The 22,693-nt window shown below is 61.4% G+C and carries 16 protein-coding genes and 2 pseudogenes; 4 read left to right on the forward strand and 14 right to left on the reverse strand.

Going from position 1 to position 22,693, the window contains the following annotated elements; all coding sequences use genetic code 11:
- Positions 1-5 precede the first annotated feature (5 nt).
- Positions 6-1,501: pseudogene (locus K8U03_01525) on the reverse strand (amidohydrolase family protein).
- A 364-nt stretch (positions 1,502-1,865) separates the two neighbouring features.
- On the opposite strand from K8U03_01525, the gene K8U03_01530 reads away from it, so the two are divergent.
- From K8U03_01530 to K8U03_01540, 3 genes are all read left to right on the forward strand, one after another.
- A complete protein-coding gene (locus tag K8U03_01530; GenBank protein ID MCE9603564.1) occupies positions 1,866-2,795 on the forward strand; it encodes a signal peptidase in 930 nt (309 codons plus the stop codon).
- Positions 2,796-2,837: 42 nt separating this feature from the next.
- Positions 2,838-3,272 (forward strand): hypothetical protein, encoded by a 435-nt coding sequence (locus tag K8U03_01535; protein ID MCE9603565.1) that lies wholly within the window; start codon positions 2,838-2,840, stop codon positions 3,270-3,272.
- Between the two features lie 150 nt (positions 3,273-3,422).
- Entirely contained in the window at positions 3,423-3,668 is a 246-nt protein-coding gene (locus tag K8U03_01540) for a lipoyl domain-containing protein (GenBank protein ID MCE9603566.1), read from the forward strand.
- A gap of 40 nt (positions 3,669-3,708) precedes the next feature.
- Here K8U03_01540 and K8U03_01545 read toward each other — a convergent pair whose 3' ends face one another.
- The 7 genes and pseudogenes from K8U03_01545 to K8U03_01575 form a co-directional block, all read right to left on the reverse strand.
- Positions 3,709-4,095, reverse strand: coding sequence for a diacylglycerol kinase (locus K8U03_01545; protein ID MCE9603567.1), 387 nt, complete (start codon positions 4,093-4,095; stop codon positions 3,709-3,711).
- Positions 4,096-4,132: 37 nt separating this feature from the next.
- A complete protein-coding gene (locus K8U03_01550) occupies positions 4,133-7,450 on the reverse strand; it encodes a hypothetical protein (GenBank protein MCE9603568.1) in 3,318 nt (1,105 codons plus the stop codon).
- Positions 7,451-7,774: 324 nt separating this feature from the next.
- The gene (locus tag K8U03_01555) at positions 7,775-9,301 is read right to left on the reverse strand and encodes an Nramp family divalent metal transporter (protein ID MCE9603569.1); all 1,527 of its coding nucleotides are present in this window, start codon (positions 9,299-9,301) and stop codon (positions 7,775-7,777) included.
- A gap of 126 nt (positions 9,302-9,427) precedes the next feature.
- The gene (locus tag K8U03_01560; GenBank protein ID MCE9603570.1) at positions 9,428-11,725 is read right to left on the reverse strand and encodes a hypothetical protein; all 2,298 of its coding nucleotides are present in this window, start codon (positions 11,723-11,725) and stop codon (positions 9,428-9,430) included.
- Positions 11,726-11,942: 217 nt separating this feature from the next.
- Complete coding sequence (locus tag K8U03_01565; protein ID MCE9603571.1) at positions 11,943-13,268, reverse strand: PQQ-binding-like beta-propeller repeat protein; 1,326 nt, start codon at positions 13,266-13,268, stop codon at positions 11,943-11,945.
- 270 nt (positions 13,269-13,538) lie between these two features.
- A complete protein-coding gene (locus K8U03_01570; protein ID MCE9603572.1) occupies positions 13,539-14,336 on the reverse strand; it encodes an SDR family NAD(P)-dependent oxidoreductase in 798 nt (265 codons plus the stop codon).
- Positions 14,336-15,579: pseudogene (locus K8U03_01575) on the reverse strand (50S ribosome-binding GTPase). Before K8U03_01575 ends, K8U03_01570 begins: the two are co-directional and overlap by 1 nt.
- Positions 15,580-15,871: 292 nt before the next feature.
- Here K8U03_01575 and K8U03_01580 point away from each other — a divergent pair.
- The gene (locus K8U03_01580; protein MCE9603573.1) at positions 15,872-17,368 is read left to right on the forward strand and encodes an amino acid permease; all 1,497 of its coding nucleotides are present in this window, start codon (positions 15,872-15,874) and stop codon (positions 17,366-17,368) included.
- 39 nt (positions 17,369-17,407) lie between these two features.
- On the opposite strand, the gene K8U03_01585 is transcribed toward K8U03_01580, so the two are convergent.
- The 6 genes from K8U03_01585 to K8U03_01610 all read right to left on the reverse strand — a co-directional run bounded on the left by K8U03_01585 (position 17,408) and on the right by K8U03_01610 (position 22,546).
- Entirely contained in the window at positions 17,408-18,118 is a 711-nt protein-coding gene (locus K8U03_01585) for a hypothetical protein (GenBank protein ID MCE9603574.1), read from the reverse strand.
- 131 nt (positions 18,119-18,249) lie between these two features.
- Positions 18,250-19,023, reverse strand: a complete 774-nt coding sequence (locus tag K8U03_01590; GenBank protein ID MCE9603575.1) for a hypothetical protein — start codon at positions 19,021-19,023, stop codon at positions 18,250-18,252.
- A 140-nt stretch (positions 19,024-19,163) separates the two neighbouring features.
- Entirely contained in the window at positions 19,164-19,526 is a 363-nt protein-coding gene (locus K8U03_01595; GenBank protein MCE9603576.1) for a (2Fe-2S) ferredoxin domain-containing protein, read from the reverse strand.
- A 4-nt stretch (positions 19,527-19,530) separates the two neighbouring features.
- The gene (locus K8U03_01600) at positions 19,531-21,540 is read right to left on the reverse strand and encodes a hypothetical protein (protein ID MCE9603577.1); all 2,010 of its coding nucleotides are present in this window, start codon (positions 21,538-21,540) and stop codon (positions 19,531-19,533) included.
- Between the two features lie 43 nt (positions 21,541-21,583).
- Positions 21,584-21,769: a hypothetical protein gene (locus K8U03_01605; protein MCE9603578.1), complete on the reverse strand. Its 186-nt coding sequence runs from the start codon at positions 21,767-21,769 to the stop codon at positions 21,584-21,586.
- Positions 21,770-21,865: 96 nt separating this feature from the next.
- On the reverse strand, positions 21,866-22,546 hold the full coding sequence (locus K8U03_01610) for a hypothetical protein (protein MCE9603579.1): 681 nt from the start codon (positions 22,544-22,546) through the stop codon (positions 21,866-21,868).
- Positions 22,547-22,693: the final 147 nt, after the last annotated feature.

Raw genomic sequence — 22,693 nt, forward strand, 5'->3', positions numbered from 1 at the left:
ATCTATTAACCGCATGCCACTTCCTCCGCCGCGTGCAGGTAGCTCGCGTCGACCGGATAGTTGGCGAAGCGGATCGAATAGCACTCTTCGAACCAGCGGGCGATATCGGTCGTGAGGCCGGGGTCGAAGCCGGGCGACACGTAGAGCGACTTGCCGAAGTGGTCTTCGCGCAGTTCCCCTTGTTCGACGAGCACGCGGCCCGCCTTGATGACGAACCGCGGCAGCTCGAACATCGTCTCCTTGTTGTCGTCGGGAGTGTAGATCGTGACGTCGGCATCGGCGCCGGGGCCGAGATGTCCTTTCCGTTTCAAGCCGAGAATCCGGGCCGGGCCGGCGCGCGTGATGATCGCGATCTCGTTCAGCGTATATTCGCGTTCGAGATCGGCCAACACGCTCCCCTTGGCGACGACTTCGTTCACGGTCTTGAGCACGTCGCGGCGATAGGTCCGATCCATCAGCAGGCGAATGATTTGCGGATAGGCCAGGAACGAGCCGCCGTTGGGATGGTCGGTGCTCATGACGACGCGCCATGGATCGTGGACTAAGAGATACCACTCGAGGCCGATGGCCCATTGCCAAGCGTGGACGAGGCTCTTGTTCTTGTACTCGATCGGGGCGATGCCGCAGCCGGCTTCTTGCTCGACATCGGCCGAGAACCACTTGGTTCGATAGATGCGGCTGAGGTAGTAACCCATCGGCCCGTCGCCGGTCATGCTGGTCGTCTTGCCGAACACGTCCAATTACCGGGCATGCCGAGGTTGTTGGCATGGATGTGAACGGCGTGCGGCAGCTTCAACTCGTCGGCCGCGTGGGCCACTTCGCGGATGATCGCGCGGGGCGTGACGTCGAACCCGGCGACGATGTCGTCGAGGCCATGCACGTTGCCGCCGGCTCTCGTTTTCCAGACTTCGACTCCCCCCGGGTTGACGAGCTTCACGCCGTAGCCCTTCGCTGCGGCGAGCAACCACGCGACGAAGCCGCGGAGTCGTTCCGATTCTCCGTCGGCGATGCTGCGCATCACGTAATGATTGTTCCCCATCAAGACGAAGAAGCCTTTGTCGAGGCAGGGGGTATCGGCGAATTCTTCGTGTGCGTGCCTTGCGGCAAGCGCCGGCACGGCGGCATCGAAGGCCGTCGTGTAGCCGAGGCCGGCGTATTTGTAGCCCGTGGCGAACGTGCTGGGGACGCTCCCCATCGTGCCGCTGCGGGTTTGGAAACCGCTGCTCGTGGTTGCGCGGCGCAGCGGCTCCGCTTGCCGCTTCTCGTCGGCTCTGAGCTTCCGGCCGATGTTTACTTTCGGGCCGGCGATATGGCAATGCATATCGACCCCGCCGGGCATGACGACTAGGCCCACGGCGTCGATCGTGCGATCGGCGCGCGTGCCGGAGTCAGTCGGCGCAGCGACGATCTGAGCGTCTTCGATCCAAATGTCGCGCACTTCGCCGTCGATCCCATTGGCCGGGTCGTAGACGGTGCCGCCGGTGATGCGAAGGAGCGACATGAGCGAAGTTGCGAAGCTGGATGAACGGACTTGTCGAAATGCTGTTCGAACGGCGAAACTTTTCGTCGGGAAAGCTTTTTCAGTTTAATCCAAGACCGGCCTTCGGTCTTGGGGCGATGTTAATATGTTTTGACTTCTGCTGAGGCTTTGCGGACGCGACTCGGTGCCCGACGCCGAGCGAACGAAATATCCGGCGGTCGGCGATCCTCGCCACGCTCGACCGAGTCTATGAAGCGGCTCTTCGCGAAACGTCGAGCTTGCCGGCACGCGACTGACGGTCTGCCGCGACGTGCTTTCCGCTGCGGACGGTTGGCGATATACTGTCGGGTCTCGTCGCCCCTTCGCCTTCCCGTCATGATCGCCGATGTCCAACCGTTACGTCGTCCGCTACGGTGTGATGCGCACGCTCGGAGTGTTTACCACGAGTCGTGGTGAAACGCTTGCGCGCGGCAATCGGGTCGTCGCGCGCACCGAGCGCGGGCTCGAAGTCGGCGAAGTGCTGCTCGAAGCGACCGACGGCGTCGTCGAACGGATGACCGACCCTCGCCGCGGGCAAGTGCTCCGGCTGATGTCGACCGAAGACGAGCGCGAGTCGAAGCGATTGCTCGAGCGCCAGCAGCGCGAGTTCGAATCGTGCAAAGGACACATCGCGGCGTTGAAGCTGCCGATGGAGCTCGTCGACGTCGAGCAGATGTTCGGCGGCGAGCGGATCGTCGTCTATTATCTGTCGGAAAATCGGGTCGACTTTCGAGACTTGGTTAAGGTGCTCGCGAACGAGTTCCAGACGCGGATCGAAATGCGGCAGATCGGCGTGCGCGATGAAGCGAAGCTATTGGCCGACTACGGCGATTGCGGCAAGCCGGTCTGTTGCAATACGCATCTCAATGAAATGCCGCCGGTGTCGATGAAGATGGCGAAGCTCCAGAAAGCGACGCTCGACCCGACGAAGATCTCGGGCCGCTGCGGTCGGCTGAAATGTTGCTTGCGCTACGAATACGACACTTACGAGGATCTGCAAAAAGAAATGCCGCCGGTCGGGGCCGAGGCATTGACGCGCGACGGCAAGGTCAGGATCTTGGCGCAAGAGATCTTGGCCGGACAATTACTGGTCGAAACGGAAGATCGCCGGCGCGTGCTCATCAACGCTTCGGATGTGTTGAGCGTGGTGCCTGTCGGGCGGCGGCCGCAAGCGTCGGCAGCGCCGGACTCGGGAGCTTCCGCTTCGGAAACACGGACGTCGAAAGATCGTGTTCCGCCTGAAGATGGTCCACCGGGCGAGGTCGAGAAGTCGTAGCCCGATCGTTTTTGGTTCGTTTGAATTCTTCTCAGATTCGCTATGTCGAAACCGCAAACATTCGTCGAACTTCTCGAAGCCGACAAACGCTATAAGCGTGAAGCGTACGGTTTCGTGTTCGAGGCGCTGCGCTATGCCCATGATACGTTGGGCCTAGGGACCGAAACGCCGACGGAAACGATCGACACGCCGGAAGGAGCCGAGGCTGCGGAGGGACAGCGGCATTTAACCGGCGGCGAACTCTCGGATGCGATTCGCCGCTTCGCGATCGAGCAATACGGCTATATGGCGAAGACGGTGCTTGAGAGTTGGGGAATTCGCAAAACGGGCGATTTCGGAAACATCGTGTTCAATCTGATCGAGATCGGCGAGATGAGCAAAACGAAGCACGATCGCCGCGAAGACTTCGACGATATCTATGATTTCGAGAACGCCTTCCGTCGCGACTTCGTCATCGAGCTCCCGCCGAAAGCTTGAATCCCGAAAGGGTCGTCGCCATGGATCGCAGCCGTGCTTGGATGCTGTTTATCGCTGCCGCAGCGGCGATGGTCGTATGGCTCGTGTTTCTCGCCGTCACGGCCTATCGCTACTGATGGTGGCGGGCGGAACCTCTAATCGGATTTGCCGATGACCGTCGACTTCGTCATGCCCGACCTTGGGTTGAATGCCGAGCCGGTCTCGGTGAGCCTGTGGTTGGTTGATGTCGGCTCCGTGGTGCTGCGCGGCGACCGGTTGCTCGAAGTCGCGGCCGACGGAATCACGATCGATATCCCGGCGCCGACGGCAGGAACGTTGCGTAACGTTTACGTCTACGAAGACGATCGCGTAGTGCCCGGTATGCGGCTCGGCACGATCGAGACGAGCGAACCGTAGGCGCGATCACGATATCGAACGGACTTTTCGGCGAATCGGTCTACCAACCGAGTGCGGTCGATGCCAGCCGGCCGAGAATCGCGAGGCCGAGAGCCGCCGCACCGAGCGAAGCGAGCAGCACGGCTCCTCCGGCGATGTCGAGCGCGTCGCGAAGATGCGGATTGAAATTTCGATCGACGGCTTTGGCGAGATGTTCGATCGACGAGTTGAACATCTCGGCCGTGAATACGGTCGTGATGCAGAGACCGAGCAAGCACCATTCGTAGCGATCGGCATCGAAAGCCCCCGCCGCGACGACGACGGCCGCGGCGGCGAAGACGTGAACGAAGAAACTGCTTTCGCCCCGCATGCCGCGCTTCAGCCCGCGAAAGGCGCAATGAAATTTTCGCCGCCAAGAGCGATCGAGCATGATTTCTTCATCGGGCATAATAGGCTCGCACCGTCTCTGCGGATTCCGAGTTCGATTATTCTAAGCCGTAAGCTCCGACCGGCGGCAGCGAGGCGCCTTGCATGGCGCTACGCGTGAGGCCGGACAAGAAGCGAGGTTCGATCACGAGAGTGCCCATCACGTTGTTCTTATAAGCATCGTAGGCGAAGTTGAAGCCGACCAAGAACGATTCGCCGACTCGCAACAAGGAGAAGGAATTACCGACGGTTCCGTTTTGAGTAAAGTTATAGCTCAGCGAAGCATTGCCGAGCCATTTCGGGCTCAAGCGGTAGCTGGCCGAAGCCATTAAGACTTGAGCTTGGAACGGTCCATCGAGCGAGCGATATCCGAAGTAGATATTACCGTTCGTGGGGCGCGTAAGCATGACGCCGGCGGAAATGGTCGATTGACCCTGATTGAAGAAGTCGAACCCTCCGTCGGACAGGATGGACAATCGCTCTCCGAGATACCAGCGGAAATCGTACTTCGCCAAGCCGAAGTTCTGGCCGAAGTTGTCGCGATCGGCGCGCGGAAAGTAAACGGCTTCGGTGTCGAGCGTAATCCAATCGACGATCCGTTGTTTATTCATCGGACCGCGTTTGGTTTGCCAACGTTGCCGCAAACCCATGCGAACCGCGGCCATGTCGTCCGCGATTTCCGCGGAAGCGGCGGTGACGTTGCTTGCCATTCCGCTACGCAAGGCATAATACCGTTCGTCGAAACGGATCGGCGTCGTGCCGCCGAAGGTGTTGTCCGCGAACCGGCGTCGGAATGCTTCTTGCGAGTCGTCGTCGAGATTGTCGTAGAGCGGGAAGTTCGACAAATCGCGATTTGCGCCCGCGACGCTGGCGTCGACGTCCAACGTCACCTTATGTGCAATGCCGTTGATGTTCAGCAGTTCGCTCTTGATTTCGGGATTCACCGACCAGAACGGCAGAGCCGCGCGGATGCCCATTTGTCCGTAGAGACGTTGTGTGCCGTTGCCGTCGATAACTTGACCCCAATCTCCCGCTTGTCCCAGTGCGTAAGGAACGACCTTGCCGAGACCTAACGAGAACGGCAGATCGATTTCTTGCGCCGTGACGAGCCGTTCACCCGACGACGTCACTTCCCAAGGCATAAGTTGAAACTTCGCCAAGTCGGCCGGATCGCGCGGATAGGAAGCGATGCGCAGCTGTGCATACTCGGCCGAAGAATGCTCGTACCAAGTCAGCGAGTCGCCGAGCAGGTTTTGTCCGAGCAAGAAATGATCGAAGCGTGGCAGTTGATTCGTCTGCGTGAAGAACATGTTGAGGCGAAAATCGGCCGATAACGCATACGACTGATTGTCGACGATGCGCTTCAACTCCACGCCCGTGTTCTGATCTTTGAACGTGTCCCATTCGAGCTCGTAGTATTGCTCGAGGAAGTTGCGATCGCTGATCCAGCCGAATTCGCCGGTCAGTTGGAACCCGTCGGGAAGTTGTTGACGGTGACGTTCGAGAATCCGATGCCGAAATTCATGCTCGGGTTGTAAATGCGAGCGATCGCTACCGAGATTGTCGAAGCCGGTATCGTTGATCGCCCACGCATCGAAGAAGCCGCGGTAGCGTCCGGGCGTGCCGAGGAAGTCTTGGCCGGCATAGAGGTAAGTAGTACCTCCGGCAGGTCCGCGACTGCTCAGGTAGTCGAGGCTCAAGATCCAGTCGTGTCCGCTCGGCTTGTTCTTAATGCCCAGAATTTGAAACATGTCGAGATCCGTTTTGATCGTTTGTCCGAAGATTCGATCGGTCGTGAAACGGATATTGCGGACGAAAAAATTCGACGACTCGAGATCGGACGAGAAGCGAGGCCAATAGAAGACCGGCACCGGTCCGATGAAGACGGTGTTGTTCGTGCTCGAGGCTAAGCGATCGTGTTCGACGATCTCTTCGCCCGTAACCGGGTTGATCGCAGGTTGGCCCGTGAGCGGATCGACGACGGGACGCTGATTATCTTCAAAGAACAGTTCGCTCGTCTGAAGTCGATAGCGCGGATTCGACATCCGGCTCGTCGTCATTTTCACGTTGTTCGCGACGAAGCGATTCTCGCCGAGTTGCCGAATCGCGTCGGCCTTGAGTCGGGCCATCGAGTCCGGAGTTCGGCCGGGGGTGAGAATTTCCGCGTTGAGGATCGTACCGACGTGGTTGTTGACGTCGTAGAACATCCGATCGGCGAAGATCACGCGCGTCCCTTCTCGGAAGACGACGTTTCCTTCCAAGTACAGCTGGAGCGGGCGATCGGTGCCGTCCGCACGTTCGCCGGAAAGGTCCGGTTCGTTGGTGCCTGTCGTCCAGACGACCATGCGATCGGTCGAGATGTCGAGTTGTCCGGAGCCGGCTAGTCCGTCGATGATGAGGTTGACGCCGGGAGAAATGACGCCGACCCATTCCTGCGGATTGTTCGGATTCGGAATCCACTTCACTTGCACTTTGACGCTGCTGCGCGAGAACGCTCGCAATCGCCGTCCTGGCGGAGGCGCCGGAGTCGCAGCGATACCGATGTTCGGTTGTGCGACGACGCCGGGCTGTACGACCAAGCCCGGCTGTGCATTGATCGTCGGCTGCGCGACGTTATTCGGCTGCGAAGTGTAGCTCGGCGTCGTCGTCGTGCCGGATTGCCCATACGGCAAGGCTTGCGCGACGACCGCTGCCGGAGCCGATTGCGCCGTTGCAACCGGTGGAGCGCCGACCGGAGGCACGTTGGAGACGATCGGAGCGGCGTAAGGATTTTGTGTAGACGTGAATTGAGCCTGCCGAATCGGTTGCAGCAACAGGTCGCGGCGCGCCTGGGCGTTGACGAAGACTTGCGGCAACACATCCGGTGCAGGCTTCGGTTGCGGCGTGCGCACTTGCAGCGGGGCATTCGAGGCAAACTCGCCGAGCCACGCACGATCGCGCACTTCGTAGCCGGTCGTGTTGCGGCTATCGACGATCCGCACGTCTCCTTCGAGATACGCGATGATCGACGTTTCTTCGCGATCGTCGTTCTTCGTGCGCTTGACCCAGAGGACGGCCTCTTGCGCTTCGGTCGCCATCGGGCCTTGCTGCACGTAGCAGCGGCCGCGCAAGACCCAAACTTCGAACAGCCCTTTCGTCCAACACGTCGCTTCGTCGCCGCCGAAAAGAATCGGTTGCCGAGCTTCGACTTCCGGAAACGAGATCTCCGATTCCGCGCGCACCGAACCGGGATTCGCAACGCCGAGTGCGCACGACAAGATCACGCACGACAACCAGAAACAGCGAGCGAAGAATCGTCGACCGAGCGCGCAGCCGCGCACGGTTCGCGGCGCAGCGAATCCGGAGAGCAGTCGATGCTCGCTGGAGACGATCGGCAAGAAGTTGTTCCTGGACGGAGCGCACCTCAGGCAGGATGCGAGGTGCGCTAGGTCGCTCTAAAACGAAGTGAGATAGATGCTTATGAGAAATGCTGCCGCCTGGAAAACGGCGGCGGATTATAGGTAGGGTTGCGCCGCGGGGTCAAGGCAGCTTAAGAAAGTGGTTGCGAGGCGCAAACCGCACGATATGCACGACTTAAGAAAACGCCGGCGAACGATGCCGGCGTCGGTGAGACGCGAGCAGCGGCATCGCGAGACGGAAAACATCGGCTTGTGCGAGCGCGATGCCGCCTCGACTTACATCGTGGAAAGCTCTCGCGGAACTTATCCCGCGAGCTTGTCCCACGCGGTCCAGACCGCGAAGAAGCCGAAGAACAGAACCGACCACGCCAGCATCAGAGCGCGCGGAACCGACAACCGGATGGGAGCCGGGAGGCGACGGTAGTTCATATAGAGGAGCAGGCCCGAGTAGAGAAACATGACCGCTCCGTTGAGCGAAGCGGTGAGCTTGAAGAACGACAACGTATTCTCGACACGACTTGCGCCTAACAAGACGATGCCGGAAGCGAGCGAGATCGTGCCCCAGAGGAATGCGAAGTAGAGCCGGCCTTCGCTCCACCGTTTGTTGTTCAGCAGCCAATTCACTTTCACGATGTCGGTCGAGATTCGGCTGGCGGCGTCGAGCACGCCGATCTCGGTGGTGAATAGAATCGCGATTCCCATGATCAGAAAGGCTACCCGAAACGGAAGGCCGAGCGTCTGCTCGATGGCGCCGGCTTCTCCGAATAGGAATGCCATGTCTTTGGTGTAGCGTTCGGTATCGGCGCGAGGCGTGCCGTCGGCCGTGTAGTAGATGCTGTAGCTGATGAGCGCCATCAGGAACAAGCAGATGACGCACGTGCAGAAGAACGACAGGAAATGTTCGAGGTTCGCCGCGCGCCACCAGACGCGCCATCGGGCAAGATTTTCCGATGTCGTCGGAAAGGAGTAGCCGGTCTCCGAGATCGCTTCGTCTTTGCCGGTAATAGGACTCATCATCCGGCCGATGTAAGCCCCCATGCCGTACCCTTTTTCCTTCACGTAGTTGCTTTGGCAGAGGTTCATCGTTCCGCCGGCTCCGGCGAAGGCGATGGCTCCGAGCAACATCGTGGCATCGAGATTCGCAGAGGCGGGCGGAACTCGGAAATGGATTAATCCTTCGAGGAGCGCGAGCCAAGCATCGCCGCGGATCAAGAGAAAGCCGAGCGCTACGGCGACGAGCATGATGAACGACACGAGAAACAACTGGATCTTCTCGACCGTGTTGTAGACGACCGGTCCGGCCGTCAGCGCGATACCGCAAAAAATCAAGCTCACGATCGCGAGCGGCGCAATATGCGGCGAAGCGATGTTACCGCCGGCGTCCATCTCGGCCCCGAACGCGAGCCAGCTGAAAAGCGTCGCTCCTCCCATGGCCCAAGCGGGAATCATCCAGGGAACGATATTGAGAAAGAGAAAGATCCCGGCCCAATGCTTGCTCAAACGCGCGAAGCCGGTTACCACGCTCTCGCCCGTCGCCAGGGCCCAACGGGTGATCTCCATATTGACGAAGAACTGCGTCACGACGCCGAGGACGCAGGCCCAAAAGAACGTGAAGCCGGACTTATAGGTAATGTAAGGCCAGAGAATGAACTCGCCGCTGCCGAGCGCCAAGCCGGCGAGCATGATGCTCGGCCCGATCATCTTCCGCAGCGGAACGGGCGGCGGAAGCTCGCGTGAGCGGAGCGGCGGCAACATTCCACGCGGCAAGCCGTCGGTCGAGGCTAGGGCATCGGCGGACGCAAGACGATCGTCGTCGGCGAGGTCGGTCATCGGGGGATATCGTCTTGGGGGGAGGGCGAGCGAGGGACAGCGCGAACAAGGGACAGTGCGAGCAAGGGACATCGCGACGATCAGTGTGCCGTGAACTCGGCGAGTTGCAAGCTCGGGTCTCGAAGCTTAACTCTTCTTATGCACGATTTGTCCGGCGTCGAGCTTTTGTTGCCATTTCACGATCGAGGTCTTGCGCTTCAGCGGAGGGTCTTGCGGAGCGTAGGAGAGGGCCGCAAAGCCGGTGATGCGCAGCAAGTTCCAATAAGCCAAGACGCGGAAGTCGAGATCGTCGTGATCGAGCGTCTCGACCAGCGCCTTAGCCGTTCCTTGCTTGAGTTGCTCGTCGTTGAAGCCCCAGAGCAGACGATAGAGGTCGGCACCTTTCGTCGGTCCATGCTGCTTGATGAACGCATCGCGAATGCGCTCGGCATGATAGGGCCCGTAGTCCAAAGCGAGGGAGAGGAGTTCGAGATCCTTTTCCCAGGTCGACCAGCGTTGCGTCGGATCGCGCAAGAGAGGCGTGAAGTCGTTGAAGTCGCCGAGTTGCGTGAGGCAGCGCAGGGCCAGTTGTTGGTTCTCGATGCGTCGATCGTCGACGATCTCTTCCAACGCCACGTTCACCGCCTTATCTTCGCGCAAGGCTTGTTCGACGAAATCGGCCGCTTGTTTTTCCAGTAAGTCCCGTTCGTCGCTCGAAATCCAGAGGGGCAAGTTCGCCGCCGCCAGCGGTTCGAGCGGGGAAGCCCCGGTAATTAGCCAACTACCCGGCGACTTCAGCGTCGAGCCCGCTCCGGCCGGATCGACGATCGCCGCTTCTCCGCTTTTCACATGCAACGTCAACGACCAGGGGAGCGGTCCGGCGGCCGGGTCGATTCCGCGCGGGCGATGGAACTGGTGCTCCAGCGCCAATTCCGCGGCACTCAATGCCAGATTCAGCCGCCGATTGCCGTCTTCCAAAACCACCTTCGCTTGCGGTGCGCCGGAAGTGAACATCATCAGCCGACCGTGCAACAAGCGGACGCCGGGCACGCCGTTCGGATCGAGCGGCAGCAACTCGATCGCGGTGCCGCCGAGCAGATCGATCATCAGACCGCCGGCGAGCGAAATCTGCGGACGAAAGGCCGGTAGCGAAAGCAACCGATCGCCCACCATCAACGCATCGCGTCCTTGCAGCCTGACCCAACCGGCACGAGGATCGAATCGTAAGATCACTTGCGACACGTCGGAGCTCACGCGACCGACCGCTTCGATCTTCGCTGGCTGCGAAACGCTCGTCGCAGGAGGAGTACCCGTTGCGGCAGGAAGCGTCGTCGTCGTCACGATGCCGACGCTCGGCACCGCGACGGTAGTTCCCGTCGCAGGCATCGCGGTTCCCGTCCCCTTAGGAACGGGAATCGTCGTGGTCGTGCCGGCCGTGCCGAGGGGCGTGGCTACGGTCGTATTGATCGTGATCGCCGTGGCGGCCGGTGCGGGCATCGTTCCCGATGCTACGGCTCCCGGCGTCGGAATCGGGGGGAGCGGCGCAACCACCGTCGTCGTCGGGGCAGGGCCCGCGGCCGGAATGATGGCCGATTCCGGTTGCCGCAGGCCCAAGGTCGATAGGCCGGTCGGAGATGCGGAAGCGAGCGGAAGCGGGACGACCTGCGTGCCGCTCGGCGTGGCCGTGGGAGAAGCGTTGTGCGTCGCATGGATCAGTCGATGATCTTCCGGTTCGACTTCGGCGAGCAGCGATCGGTTGCCGAACAGCGCGACGGCCATCGGTTGCATGAAGCCGGGCAGGTCGTCGTGCGGCACGAATTTGAGTGCGGCGGCACCGCCGATGAGCGTGAGCGCCAACAAGATCGCCGCTGCCAAAGCGAGGCGGCCTCCCAGGCGTCCGGAACGGTCTTCTCCTTGCAGAAGATACGAGGGAACCTCGGCCTTGCGGCGCGGTTCGACGGGGGCCGATGTCGGAGCGGCGGCCGCACGTTGCGCTGCGGAAGGAACCGGGATGGCGACCGGCACCGCGACCGGCTCGGCCGTCATCGGCGCAGGCATCGGCTCGTTCAGCAAGTTGTACATCCGTTGCCGCGAAGCAGGATCGATCTCCGCCGGCTTCACCAATACGAGCGACAAGATTTCATGGCAGGCGGCCACTTCCGCCATGTGAACGTCGCTCGACATGCAGACGTTTTCGAAGTCGCGCACCGCATCGTCGGACAAGCCGTAATCGAGATACTCGGCGACCGTGTTCGGATCGAGACCGAGCCCCTTGCCGAGCACCTCGGGTGCCGGGATGCGGACTCGTTTCGAGATCTCGCGGATATGGTGAACCAGCGTCGAAACGGTCTCGCTTTCGGCGATCTTCGCTTCGACCGCCTGTGCGTCGGCCGGTTCGAGAATGTTGTCGAGATAGGCGAGCAGCACGCGAAGAGTAAGGCGCATCGGAGTGGTTCCGTCGGCGGAAAAGAAATCGAAATCGGCCCGTCACCCTTAATAGTGCGGAGGGCCGAACACCGCCGTACAAAATTCCGTGGAATTCTTGGCCGAATTCACGGGAAGGCCGATTTAAGGGGAAAAGGGGATGCCGATCGAGGACAGAGGTCGAAAGTCAGACAGCCTCCGACCCCCGACCCCTGACCTCCGACCCCGCTTCCGGCCGTTACTTCGCCGTTGCGATCTTGTACAGAAACCCGAAGGTCCGCAGATACAACGCCCCTCCGGCGATCGCCGGCGACGACCGCATGCCGTCGCCGAGTTCGTTGATGGCGACTTCGGTGAATTCGGAGCCCGCGCGGACGACGATCGTCTTTCCTTTCTCGTCGCAGAAGTAGATGAGGTTACCCGCCACGGCCGGCGAGGCGCAGAAGCTCCCGCCGACGCGCTTGCTCCAAACCTCTTCGCCGCTCTTACCGTCGACGCAGTAGATCACTCCTTGATTCGTAACGTGATAGACCTTCCCGTCGACCAAGACGGGAGACGAAAGGGCGGAGTTCCCTTTCTTGCGATGCCAGTTGAAGTGCGACTTCGTGACGTTGCCTTGCGTGGTTTCGTCGAGGCGGAGCCCGATCAGGTTAGCCCCTTCCGATCCGGTATTGATGATCGCTAAGCCGGGCAGAAAGAGTGCCCGCGGTGCGGCGTTGAAATTCGGGTGCTCGAACATCCAGATTTCGCGGCCCGTCCGTGGGTCGTAGCCGAAGGCGGCGCGCGAAGCGACCGAGACGAGTTGCGGCTTCCCGGCGACCATCGTCAACGTCGGCGTGTTATAAGCCTTGCGCAAGTCTCCTTCGCCGCGCGGTTCTCCCTTTTCGTTCAGGTCTTGGTAATCGTGCGAGCGCTTCGTTTCCCAAATCGTTTTGCCGGTTTGTTTGTCGAGCGCCGTGATGTATTGCCGATCGACGCCGTCGAACGTGAGGATCAGCAAGTTCTCGAACACGAACGGCGAAGAGCCGGGCCCGCGATAGTGGCGCGCCGGCATGTCGCGCCGTTGCCATACGACTTCGGCCGTGGTCGGGTCGAGCTTCGCCGTGCCGTAGCTGCCGAAATGGACGTAGAGCGCATCGTGCTCCAACACGCACGACGGCGACGCGTAGGTGTTCACCGCATTGTTGAGCGGCTCCGGCTTCTCGTTCTCGAACAGCAATTTATGGTGCAGCACCTTGCCCGTCGCGGGATCGACGCAATAGACGAACTGTTTCTTGCCGTCGTGCGAGGCCGCGGTGAACCAAATCCGGCCGTCGCCGATGACGGGGACCGAATGCCCTTCGTCTTCGAGCGGGATCTTCCAAGCGATGTTCTTCGTCTCGCTCCACTCGGTCGGCAGCCCGACGATATCGGCCGCCGCGGCCCGGCCATCGCAAGTCGGCCCACTCTTCTCCGGCCAAGACAATTCCGCCGCAGCCGGCGATGCGGGGGCACCGAGCACGACGCCGAGTGTTAGTGCGACGACGGCAAGACGACACGACGAATACGATAAGAATCGCAGCATCAAAACGGTTCCGGGGCAGGTCGAAGGCAGGCGGGACGGCAAAGGAAGGAACCCTTATTACAATCCAAGCCGGGCGCCGGGTAAAGTGCCTATCAAGTAGCAGGCACGTTCCACGTGCCGTCCGCCACGAAAGATAGGGAACGATCGTCACGGTGCGGCCCCGGATATGCATCCGGGGCTATTGAACGGAGGCTACGTGCGTCGCGATGACCTGCAACGCTCCCGACTCGCACGCGGCTACGGCACGTGGAACGTCCCTGCAACGATTCGTTACCCGTAGCGTTGCATGATGCGATTGATCAATCGCGGCGCGAGTCGGTTCGCGAGCACCATCAGCGCCCCGGAGACGCTCGGAATGATTTCCGTTTTGTTTCGTTCGATCGCGTCGGCAGTCCGCTGCGCAACATACTCCGGCGTGACCCCTCCGCCCGTTTGCTTCCGCCACGGAAGCTCGACGTCCATCTTGAGCACGTTGTTGAAGAAGCGGGTCTTCGTCGTGCCGGGGCTGACCAAGAGTACGTCGATGCCGAGCTTGTGCAGCTCCGGTCGGAGCGCTTCGCTGAAGCCGCGCATCGCAAACTTCGCGGCGCAGTATTCCGTGCCGTAAGGGATGCCCCGGTGCCCTAAGATCGAGGCGATGTTCACGACCATCGGCTTCACTCCCGCGCGCAGTTGCGGTAAAGCCGTGCGAGTGAGTTCGACCGTGGAGAAGAAGTCTACCTCCATGACGCGCCGCAGTCGTTCGGCGTCGGAGTCGGCGAATCGCCCGAACGTGCCGATGCCGGCGTTGTTCACGAGAATATCGAGGCCGCCGAAGCGCTCGCCGGCCTGCACCAGTAGCCTTTCGCGCACAGCCGAGTCGGTGATATCGCCGGCGACGATCTCGACCTCGGCTTCTTGCGCCTTTAATCGTCCGGCGATCTCCTGCAGCACCTCCTCGCGCCGCGCATTGAGCACCAGCTTCGCGCCGCGTCGGGCCAACTCTTCGGCGATGGCAAGGCCGATGCCGCCGGATGCCCCGGTGACAACGATGCGCGAGCCGTGGATGCGCCGATGCCGAAACAGCATTACAAGTCGGTCCGCAGCGGTGCGCCGGCCTCTTCCGGAATCGCCCCGCCGCTCAATATCGAACCATCGAGCAGCGAGTCGTCGAGTAGCGAGCCATCGAGCAGCGGAACCATCGCATGTCCGTTCGTGGTAAACGGCCGGACGATGATGCCGACGTCGTGCTCGATCGGGCCTAAGTGCTCCGGCGCGATCCGGCAATGAATCACGACGCGCTCGTCGTGATATTGCCGCGAAACGATTTCGCCGTGCGCAGCCAGATAGGCCATGATCCGACCGTTGCCCACGCCCGTCTCGATCTCGACGTCGCGGAAGCCGCGACTGAGCGCATCGCTTACCGCTTTCGCGAGCTCTTGCAAACCCGTTCCGCGACGCGCACTGATGGGCACGGCGTTCGGGTAGCGATCAAGCAGTCGGTCGAGCGTCCCTCGCTCCGGCAATCGGTCCGGGACGGAGTCGACTTTATTGAGAACAAGCAGCGTGTCTTTTTCATGGATGCCTAACTCCTCCAGAACTTTGTAGACGGCTGTAATTTGTTCCTGCGCGTGCGGGTTGCTCGCATCGGCGACATGCAACAACAGATCGGCTTGGCGCGTCTCGGCGAGCGTCGCCTTGAAGCCCGCGACCAACTGGTGAGGCAAGTCTCGAATGAACCCTACCGTATCGCTCAACAGCACCGGTCCCCAACCGGGCAATTGCCAGCGCCTGGTGCGTGTGTCGAGCGTGGCGAAAAGTTGATCTTTCGCATACTCGTCGGCACGCCGGGACCACGCATGCCGATCCCCATCTTGATACGCGACAAGTGGGTCCACATCCGCTTCAACCGCGGCAGCGAGTATTCCAGCTGCGCCAGTTCCACGGCCAGGCGTGCTTCATGGGTTCGAGCCCGGCTCGCGAAGATGTCGAGAATCAATTCCGTCCGGTCGAGCACCTTGACCTTGATCACTTGCTCGAGGTTGCGAATCTGCGCCGGGCTCAGGTTGTTGTCGAAAGCGACGACGTCGGCCTCTTCGCACTCGACCAGCATGCGCAGTTCTTCGACTTTCCCCTTGCCGAGGTAGGTCGTCTTGTCCGGGGTCACACGGCGCTGCGTCAATCGTCCGACGACTTCCGCTCCCGCCGACTTAGCCAACTCGGCCAATTCTTCGAGAGGATCGTTTTGGTAACTTCCCTGTTCGTCGGTTAAGACGCTCACCAACACGGCCCGTTCACCGGCCGTACCGCCTGTGCGATTTAGTTCCTTCACGCGGAGAATACCCCAGGGACTCGGAAGAGGTCGAACACTCGGGCGGGCTCGTCGAAATGGATCGTCGCCTGCCCGCTCGGCGTCTACTGCATTATAGTTATCCGGCCTCGCCGAGGGAAACGGCAAGCGCCGTTTCGCCGTGAGGTCGCTATTCTTTAAGACGTCCGACTTGCGAAAAGGTTCTCGGGGCCTTCATCTCGCGCTCATCGTTTCGTAATTACTTTTCTTACTTTCCGGCTATCCTGCTTCCGTCGGAAGGGGACCGCCGCTCCTTTCCACTCGTGAGTTTTGCATGTCTTCCGGTTCGTCGAATTCGGTGCCGGAGCGCATTCCCGCAGGTTCCGCTATTCCGCAGCGTCGCCTGTCGCTCGTCGATTGCACTTCGATCATCGTCGGCATCATCATCGGCTCGGGCATCTACGAGTCGACGCCGCTCGTGGCCGGTTCGCTCACGGCCGATTGGCAGTTGCCGGCCATCTGGATTCTCGGCGGCTTGTTTGCGCTCGTCGGTTCGCTTTGCTACGCCGAGCTCGCCACCCGTTCGCCGGTCGAAGGGGGAGACTACGCTTATCTCAGCGAAGCGTTCGGCCGGCCGGTCGGGTTTCTCTTCGCATGGACGCAGCTCTGGGTGATTCGTCCCGGCTCGATCGGCGCGATGGCGTGCGTGTTCGCTTCGTATGCCGGAATGCTGTTCGCCCCCGATGCGTTGCCGGGCAGCGTCACGCCGCCTCAGGGAACCACGTCGTTTCTGCTCTATAGCTGCGGATCGGTCTTCGTGCTGACGTCGATCAATGCGCTCGGCGTCCGGCTCGGCGCAACGACGCAAAACATCCTCACCGCCGCAAAGGTGCTCGGGCTCGCGGCGGTGATTCTAGCCGGATCGCTCTCGCCCGCATTCGCTCCGGCAACCGATATCGCGGCGCAACAAGCAACCGCTCCAGAGCTTGCGGGTTCGCAAACACCAAGCTGGAGCGCCACGCTCAACTCCTGGTCGTTCGCGATGATCTTCGTCCTCTTCGCCTACAGCGGTTGGAACGAGATGGGCTGCGTGGCCGCGGAGGTGCGCGAGCCGCGAAAGAATATCTTGCGTGCGCTGTTGCTGGGGGCGGCGGTCGTCACCGTGATCTATGTCGGCATCAACATGGCCTGTGCGCATGTCCTCGGCTTGGCAGGGATGGCGCAAAGCGATGCCGTGGCGGCGAAAACCGTGGCGCCGCTACTGGGTGCGTGGGGAGGCCGGGCGATCAGCTTGCTCATCTGCATCTCGGCCTTGGGGTCCATCAACGGCATGATCTTCACCGGCGCGCGCATCTACTACGCAATGGGAAGTCGACACCGAGGGCTCGGCTGCTTGGCGCATTGGCATGCCCGCTTCGGCACGCCCGTCTCGTCGCTCGCAGTGCAGATGCTCATCACGCTCGCACTCGTCGCGGCGTGCGGAGCGACGGCGGAGGAAGGTTCCGGTCGTGCAGCGTTTCAACGTTTGGTCATGTTCATGACGCCGCCGTTTTATCTCTTCCTGATGCTCAGCTCAGTCGCCGTCATCGTCTTGCGCCGGCGCGCGGAACGAGAGGGCAGCGCTGCCGCCGATCCTGCGGCGGCGTTTCGCATGCCGCTGTTTCCTTGGCCGGCGATCGGGCTCGCCGCCGCTTCGGCGTTCATGCTCTACAAAGGGGCGATGTACGTCGCCGGCCAGTACGGCGACGCGACTCGTTGGGGAGCCTGGTGGGTCGGCGCGACGCTGGCGAGCGGATTGGCTTACGTCGCGGTCGAGCGAGTGCGAAGATAATCGTGTCGATTACTTGAGCACCGTTACTTGCGTAACTGGCTACTTGCGCAATTGGCCGATCAAATCCCCGACGCCCCCGTGCGTGTCGGCCGTGGCCCGAATGACCAGCGCATCGCCGACGGCGAAGTAGCGAATCACCGCCGTCCCGCCGTTGATGTCCCAACTCTCGGGCTTGATGTTCGAGGTGATGATGTCCATCAACTCTTCGGCCGAGGCTTGAAGGGCGCTTCTCGGTCCGTTCGCCCCGCCGTTGCCGCCGGCTTGCCCGAAAGCGCCGATCGGAAATTGCTGAGCCAACGTCGTCGCAGCCGGTGGTTGCACCGTTTTCGGTTGCGCTCGAACGCCGTCGGTCTTTTTCAAGTCGACCACCTTCTTGGCAGCCAACTCTTTAACTGCCTGCCGCTTCAAGACATCGGCCGCTTGTACGAGTCGAACTCGAACCAGAGCCCGCAGCCGTTCCCGTTCGCTCGGGGCTAAGGTGCGGTCGTCGCGCAGCAGGTCGCCGGCCGTGAGCAATGTGCGAAATGCCGGCTCTTCCGCCGGTTCGACCGATCGCGACTCCAAGGCCAGCGCCGTTTGCCGCAGCAGCGCGACGACCTGGGCATCGAGCTTCGGTGCCGATTTCGTCGGCGGAGCTTGTTCGGGTGCGGAGGTTTCCGCGACTGTCGCAGGCGGCGGTTCCGCACTCTGAGCGCCCGCACCGAACGCCAACGCTAGCACGATCGACGACATAAGAAAACGGCGATGCATCGTCAGACTCCTTCCGCTCGGCGGCCCGTCGCGAGGACGGTTCGGCGCCGCATGAGGTGGCTCGCGAAAACAGCTCCGTAGTTCCTATGGCCGCGAGCTCGCCGAAGCGAAACCGCGATCGTTCGCCGACCTTATTTATTAAACGACCCTTCGACGATCACGCCGATTCGGCCGAGGTTGTCTTCGGGATCGCTATCGTAGATCCGCAAGTAGAGCTTGCCCGACTTCGTCGCATCGAACGTCTTATCGGCTCCGATAAAGAACGGCTTCGCGTCCTTGTCATCAACCGAGTCGCCGATGAGCCCGATCAGCGCCCCGAGCGGGAAGTCGCGCAGCTCCTTCGGAATCTCCAGCCCGTCGGCTTGAAGATTGTAGGTCATCTTCAACGTCCATTGACCGTTGGAGCGGAGCGAGATCGGCCGGCCGGCGATCACTTGAATACCGGAATCTTGCCAGCCCTTGTTGGCGTAGACATCGACGAGCTTCTTCTCGGCCGTCAGTTCCTTCTCTTTGATCTTCGCCAGCTTCTCTGCGGCAGGCGTATAGGTCGGCACGAGCCGTAAGATTTCGGAATAGCACGAACGCGCTTTGTCGTGCTGATTCGTTCGTTCGTAATCGCCGGCGAGTTTCTCGGCTGCGAGCACGAAATTCTTGTGCAACTCGAGCAGCTTCGGATCGTCGGGAAGTTCGACCGTGGGGCGACGATTATTCCCTCCTTGGCCGTTGTTTTGTCCGTTGCCTTGCCCGTTGTTATTCCCTTGTCCGGTGTTGTTGCGCTGACGGGGCTGTTGTGGCTGCTGTTGTTGTGCGGCGAGTTGACGCATCGTCGCTTCTCCGACCATGATCCCGACGACGACCATCGCCGCTGCTCGTACGATCGCGTGATTCCAAGTTGCTCGTTGCATTTGCCGAAGTCCTTCCGAAGAAAGCAAAACTTTTCTATTGCGCCCGCCATTAGAAGTTGCCGGCGCACGAGATTCAAGCAGATACCCCAGCCGATAAGTAGGCCCGATCAGCAGGGCCGAAGACCATCCGCCGCCCGTCATCATCCCAGCCCGCGGTTCCACGGGATCTTTCCCTTGGAATTCAAGCATTCGTCGGGAATTTGCAGCTCCGGAATGACCCGACCTGCGACCAGCGTTTCGTCGACGATCCGCGGGATATCGGCCGGCGTGAGGTTGCCGTACCAGATCTGCTGCGGGTAGATGACGAGCGTCGGGCCGAACTCGCATTGATCGAGGCAGCCGGCTTCGTTGACGCGCACCGTCGGGCCGAGCCCTCGCTTCTTCATCTCGGCCTTCAACGCGTTCCGCAGCGCTCCGTTTCCGTCCGGGTCGCAACATCCGCGCGCGTGCCCGGGCTCGCGCCGATTGCAGCAGACGAACAGATGGCAAGTGAACGGCGGCATAAGATCAACGGCCCGAGGTGCCGGCCGCGGGAGATTGAAAAAATTTGCGATCGATGTCGGCGCGTCCCACGGCGATGTAATAGCGCACGAGCGCCAGCCGTACGTCGCGCGGAGCCATTCGGCCCGACTGCTGTGCGGCGATCAAGTCGGCATGACGGCGACGTGCCGCGGCGCGGTGTTGCGCTTCCTCGTTCGTTGCGGCAGGGGCGGCGTTGTTGCGCACGGCATCGCGTGCGGCTTGGAAGTTCTCACCCGCCGCGACCGCGGTCTCATCGAGCGTTTCCACAATGGCCGCCGCTTTCGCCGCTGCGGCGAGATCCGTATCGGCGCCGACTCCGGCCGCCGTGGCTAAAGCTTTCGCCAAGAGCGGGTTCGTCGTCGAGGCTTCGGCCACACGCTGCCGCAGCGCCTGATACCAATTCCCCTCAGGCGTCATCTGCTTCACCACGAGCGCACTCGCAAAGTAATCGTACACCGCTTCTTCGACTTCGCGGCGCGGGTCGTACATCGGCTCGCGCCGGCCGACGATCTCCATTCGGGGCGAGAAGAGGGCTCCGCTCGGCGACAAGAATCCTTCCCCGAGCGATAGGCCCATCTTCGCGACGTTCTCGACCGTGTAGCCCGCCGCTTGTCGTTCGGTCAGCGGAAAGTATTCGCTCCGGTTCACATCGGTTTGCAGAGCGGCAAGCAGTAGCAGCCCGGCGCAATAAGTGTGGATCTTCACATCCTTAAGCGGCTTCTTCGCGAGCGAGTAAACTCGATCGCTGCGGAAATTCAAATCGAACTGAGCCGGATTGCCGATTACGTCTGCGGCGGCTCCGGCCATCTGTGCCGCCGACTTGGCATCCTGATCTCGTAAGAAGAAGTAATGCAGCGTTCGTTCGAGATAGATTTCGACGTTCACCGCCGGCACGCGCTCGCCGCGCTCCGGCACATCGACGATCACGAAGCGCCGCACGCCGTCGGCTCCCGTCTCCGCCGCGACCATGCCGACATGCGTGAACAAACCCGGCGACAGGTCCGTGAACAAATTGTACGGCGACGGATTGCGCATCAAGAGCCAATCGCCGGGCCGGACCTCGTAGGAGCCGATTCGATAGCTATCGCCGACGATGCCGCGCTTGCGTCGTTCTTCGAGCCAATCGAGCAGCGCTTGGCGGCGCGCTAAGCCATCGGTGTCGAGATCGCCGTCGCTCAGCGAGGCCACGAGCTCATGCAGCCGCTCCGGCACGATCGCCGGTTCGGGAAGCTCTTCCGGCGGATTGGGTCGCGGAGGTTGCGGCAAGCCCATCGTCCGAATCACCTCGGCGGCGAACATGCGCATCGCGGTGGGTTGCGTCGTGTCTTCGACATACCGCACCACGATCGGCAACAGCGAGGTTTGGCCCGAGGTGCCGATGAGGCGCAGCAGCTTTTCGTGGTAGCGCGTCCGGCCGGGAAACGTGAAGAGGTCGTCGGCGCATTGCGTCGCGCCGACGGTGCTTCGATAACGTAAGAACAAGTCGGCGAGTTGCTCGCGCGCGCCGACGTCGGCGGCCCGAGAGCGGGCGTTGCGGACGACATCGTTCTGCAAGTAGCGGAGCCTGCCGGAGAGGTCGATCAGGGTCGTTGCCGCGCGGAGGAAGCCGCGAGCCGCAGCGCGCCGCCGGCCGTCGTCGTCGGCCTGCGGGTCGATGGCGATGATCTCGGTGCGCAGAGCGAGCACGCGGTCGAGCAATTCATCGACGCGGCGCTTCGTTTCCAGCGCCCCTTGGACGACCGCGAGCGGCGACGGTACGTTGCGGTTCGGACGCCTCGCTGCCGGTTCCGGACCGAACGAGGAATTGGCGACGGCACTATCGTCGACCAAGCGGGCCGCCGCTTGAAACGCCTGACCGTCGAGCGTAAGGAAACCGGCGGCGTCGGTCGGCACGAGTGCGCCGAGTTGATCGATCGGAGCCGCTTCCGCTTGCGAGCCGAGGAAGCACAACGCCAAGCCTAAGCACGCCTCGGCGACGGCTAAGCGGTGATTCATGAAGCGTGGGAAAGTCGGAGCGCTGAGCGGCATCTTCACGACACTACGATGCTAACCAAGAAACGAACCAGAGGATCGCGAAGATCACGACCATGAAGCCGATGATCCATTTGGCCGAGTGGAACGAGCCGAGCAGGATATCTTCCGGCCGTTCGTAACGGGTGCCGGAATAGACGAGGCTGATCACGACGATCAGCGGCAGCGCATACCAAAGTTCGTTCATTCGCATCGCGAACAACGGAACCATCCCGTTCAAGATCGACGACAAGTACATGAGGCTCTGTCCGAGAAGCAAGGAAGCGATCTTCAGCTATTGCGAGGCCACTCAACCGCTCGGCGCCGCGGCCGGCTTCGAGGTTTCTTTTTCGTCGTCGTTCGAGTCGCGACCCAGCGCGCGACGCGCCATGCTCACGCCATAGGCCGGGCCGCCGAGCGCATCGAAGATCACCAGCACGTTCAGCAATCCGGCGACCATCGTGTAGATCGTGCCGAGCTCGAAGCGGCGGTTGAGCGTGTAATTCAGATAGTCGAGTTCGTCGATTTCACGGCCGGTGGGGAGCCGTATCTTGAGCAACGGCGGGGCCATGAACCATTCGCCGAAGGAGCGTTCCCCTTGCCGTTCTTTCGCCTGCATACTCTTGAGATAAGCGTCGTTCTTATAGCGTTGGGCCTGCACCATCGCCGGCAAGGCGACGAAGCCGGTGCCGAGCTGACAGACGTACGGCAGCCGTTTCTCGTCGGTCGTCGGCCCCCAAGAGGCATACACGACCCGCCCGCTGCCGAGCCAAAGCCCGTAGAAGAACGTGCCGAGGATGCAGGTAAAGAACAGCACGGCTTTCGTCCGCCGTCCTTGATACCAATGACCCGCGCCGGGAATCGCCCAAGCCAGAATGCCGGCAATCGTAGGATCGCGCAGCGCAACGGGAACGTCCGCCGATGCCGTCGCGTCGGCCGTTTCGCCGATGGCGGTCGCAGCAATCGAAGAACCGGCGGACGACTTAGCCACGAACAACTCTCCGGACGAGGACAAGACCGAGCGAATAGAGCCCGGTTATTGTACTCAGCCCTCGCCGGGCCGCTAGATCAGCCGCCGGTCGGTGGAAGTCGGAGAATGCCCAAGTTTCGGCCTTCTCGCACGTAGCAAGGCCGCGCG

It is taken from the genome of Planctomycetia bacterium, assembly GCA_021413845.1.
In the GTDB taxonomy this organism is placed as follows: domain Bacteria; phylum Planctomycetota; class Planctomycetia; order Pirellulales; family PNKZ01; genus PNKZ01.

Bases quoted from the DNA above. Each gene is read 5' to 3' on its own strand.
- K8U03_01530 (MCE9603564.1), top strand. From the start codon at position 1,866: ATGTCCAACCGTTACGTCGTCCGCTACGGTGTGATGCGCACGCTCGGA.
- K8U03_01535 (MCE9603565.1), top strand. From the start codon at position 2,838: ATGTCGAAACCGCAAACATTCGTCGAACTTCTCGAAGCCGACAAACGC.
- K8U03_01540 (MCE9603566.1), top strand. From the start codon at position 3,423: ATGACCGTCGACTTCGTCATGCCCGACCTTGGGTTGAATGCCGAGCCG.
- K8U03_01545 (MCE9603567.1), bottom strand. From the start codon at position 4,095: ATGCCCGATGAAGAAATCATGCTCGATCGCTCTTGGCGGCGAAAATTT.
- K8U03_01555 (MCE9603569.1), bottom strand. From the start codon at position 9,301: ATGACCGACCTCGCCGACGACGATCGTCTTGCGTCCGCCGATGCCCTA.
- K8U03_01560 (MCE9603570.1), bottom strand. From the start codon at position 11,725: ATGCGCCTTACTCTTCGCGTGCTGCTCGCCTATCTCGACAACATTCTC.
- K8U03_01565 (MCE9603571.1), bottom strand. From the start codon at position 13,268: ATGCTGCGATTCTTATCGTATTCGTCGTGTCGTCTTGCCGTCGTCGCA.
- K8U03_01570 (MCE9603572.1), bottom strand. From the start codon at position 14,336: ATGCTGTTTCGGCATCGGCGCATCCACGGCTCGCGCATCGTTGTCACC.
- K8U03_01580 (MCE9603573.1), top strand. From the start codon at position 15,872: ATGTCTTCCGGTTCGTCGAATTCGGTGCCGGAGCGCATTCCCGCAGGT.
- K8U03_01585 (MCE9603574.1), bottom strand. From the start codon at position 18,118: ATGCATCGCCGTTTTCTTATGTCGTCGATCGTGCTAGCGTTGGCGTTC.
- K8U03_01590 (MCE9603575.1), bottom strand. From the start codon at position 19,023: ATGCAACGAGCAACTTGGAATCACGCGATCGTACGAGCAGCGGCGATG.
- K8U03_01595 (MCE9603576.1), bottom strand. From the start codon at position 19,526: ATGCCGCCGTTCACTTGCCATCTGTTCGTCTGCTGCAATCGGCGCGAG.
- K8U03_01600 (MCE9603577.1), bottom strand. From the start codon at position 21,540: ATGAATCACCGCTTAGCCGTCGCCGAGGCGTGCTTAGGCTTGGCGTTG.
- K8U03_01605 (MCE9603578.1), bottom strand. From the start codon at position 21,769: ATGCGAATGAACGAACTTTGGTATGCGCTGCCGCTGATCGTCGTGATC.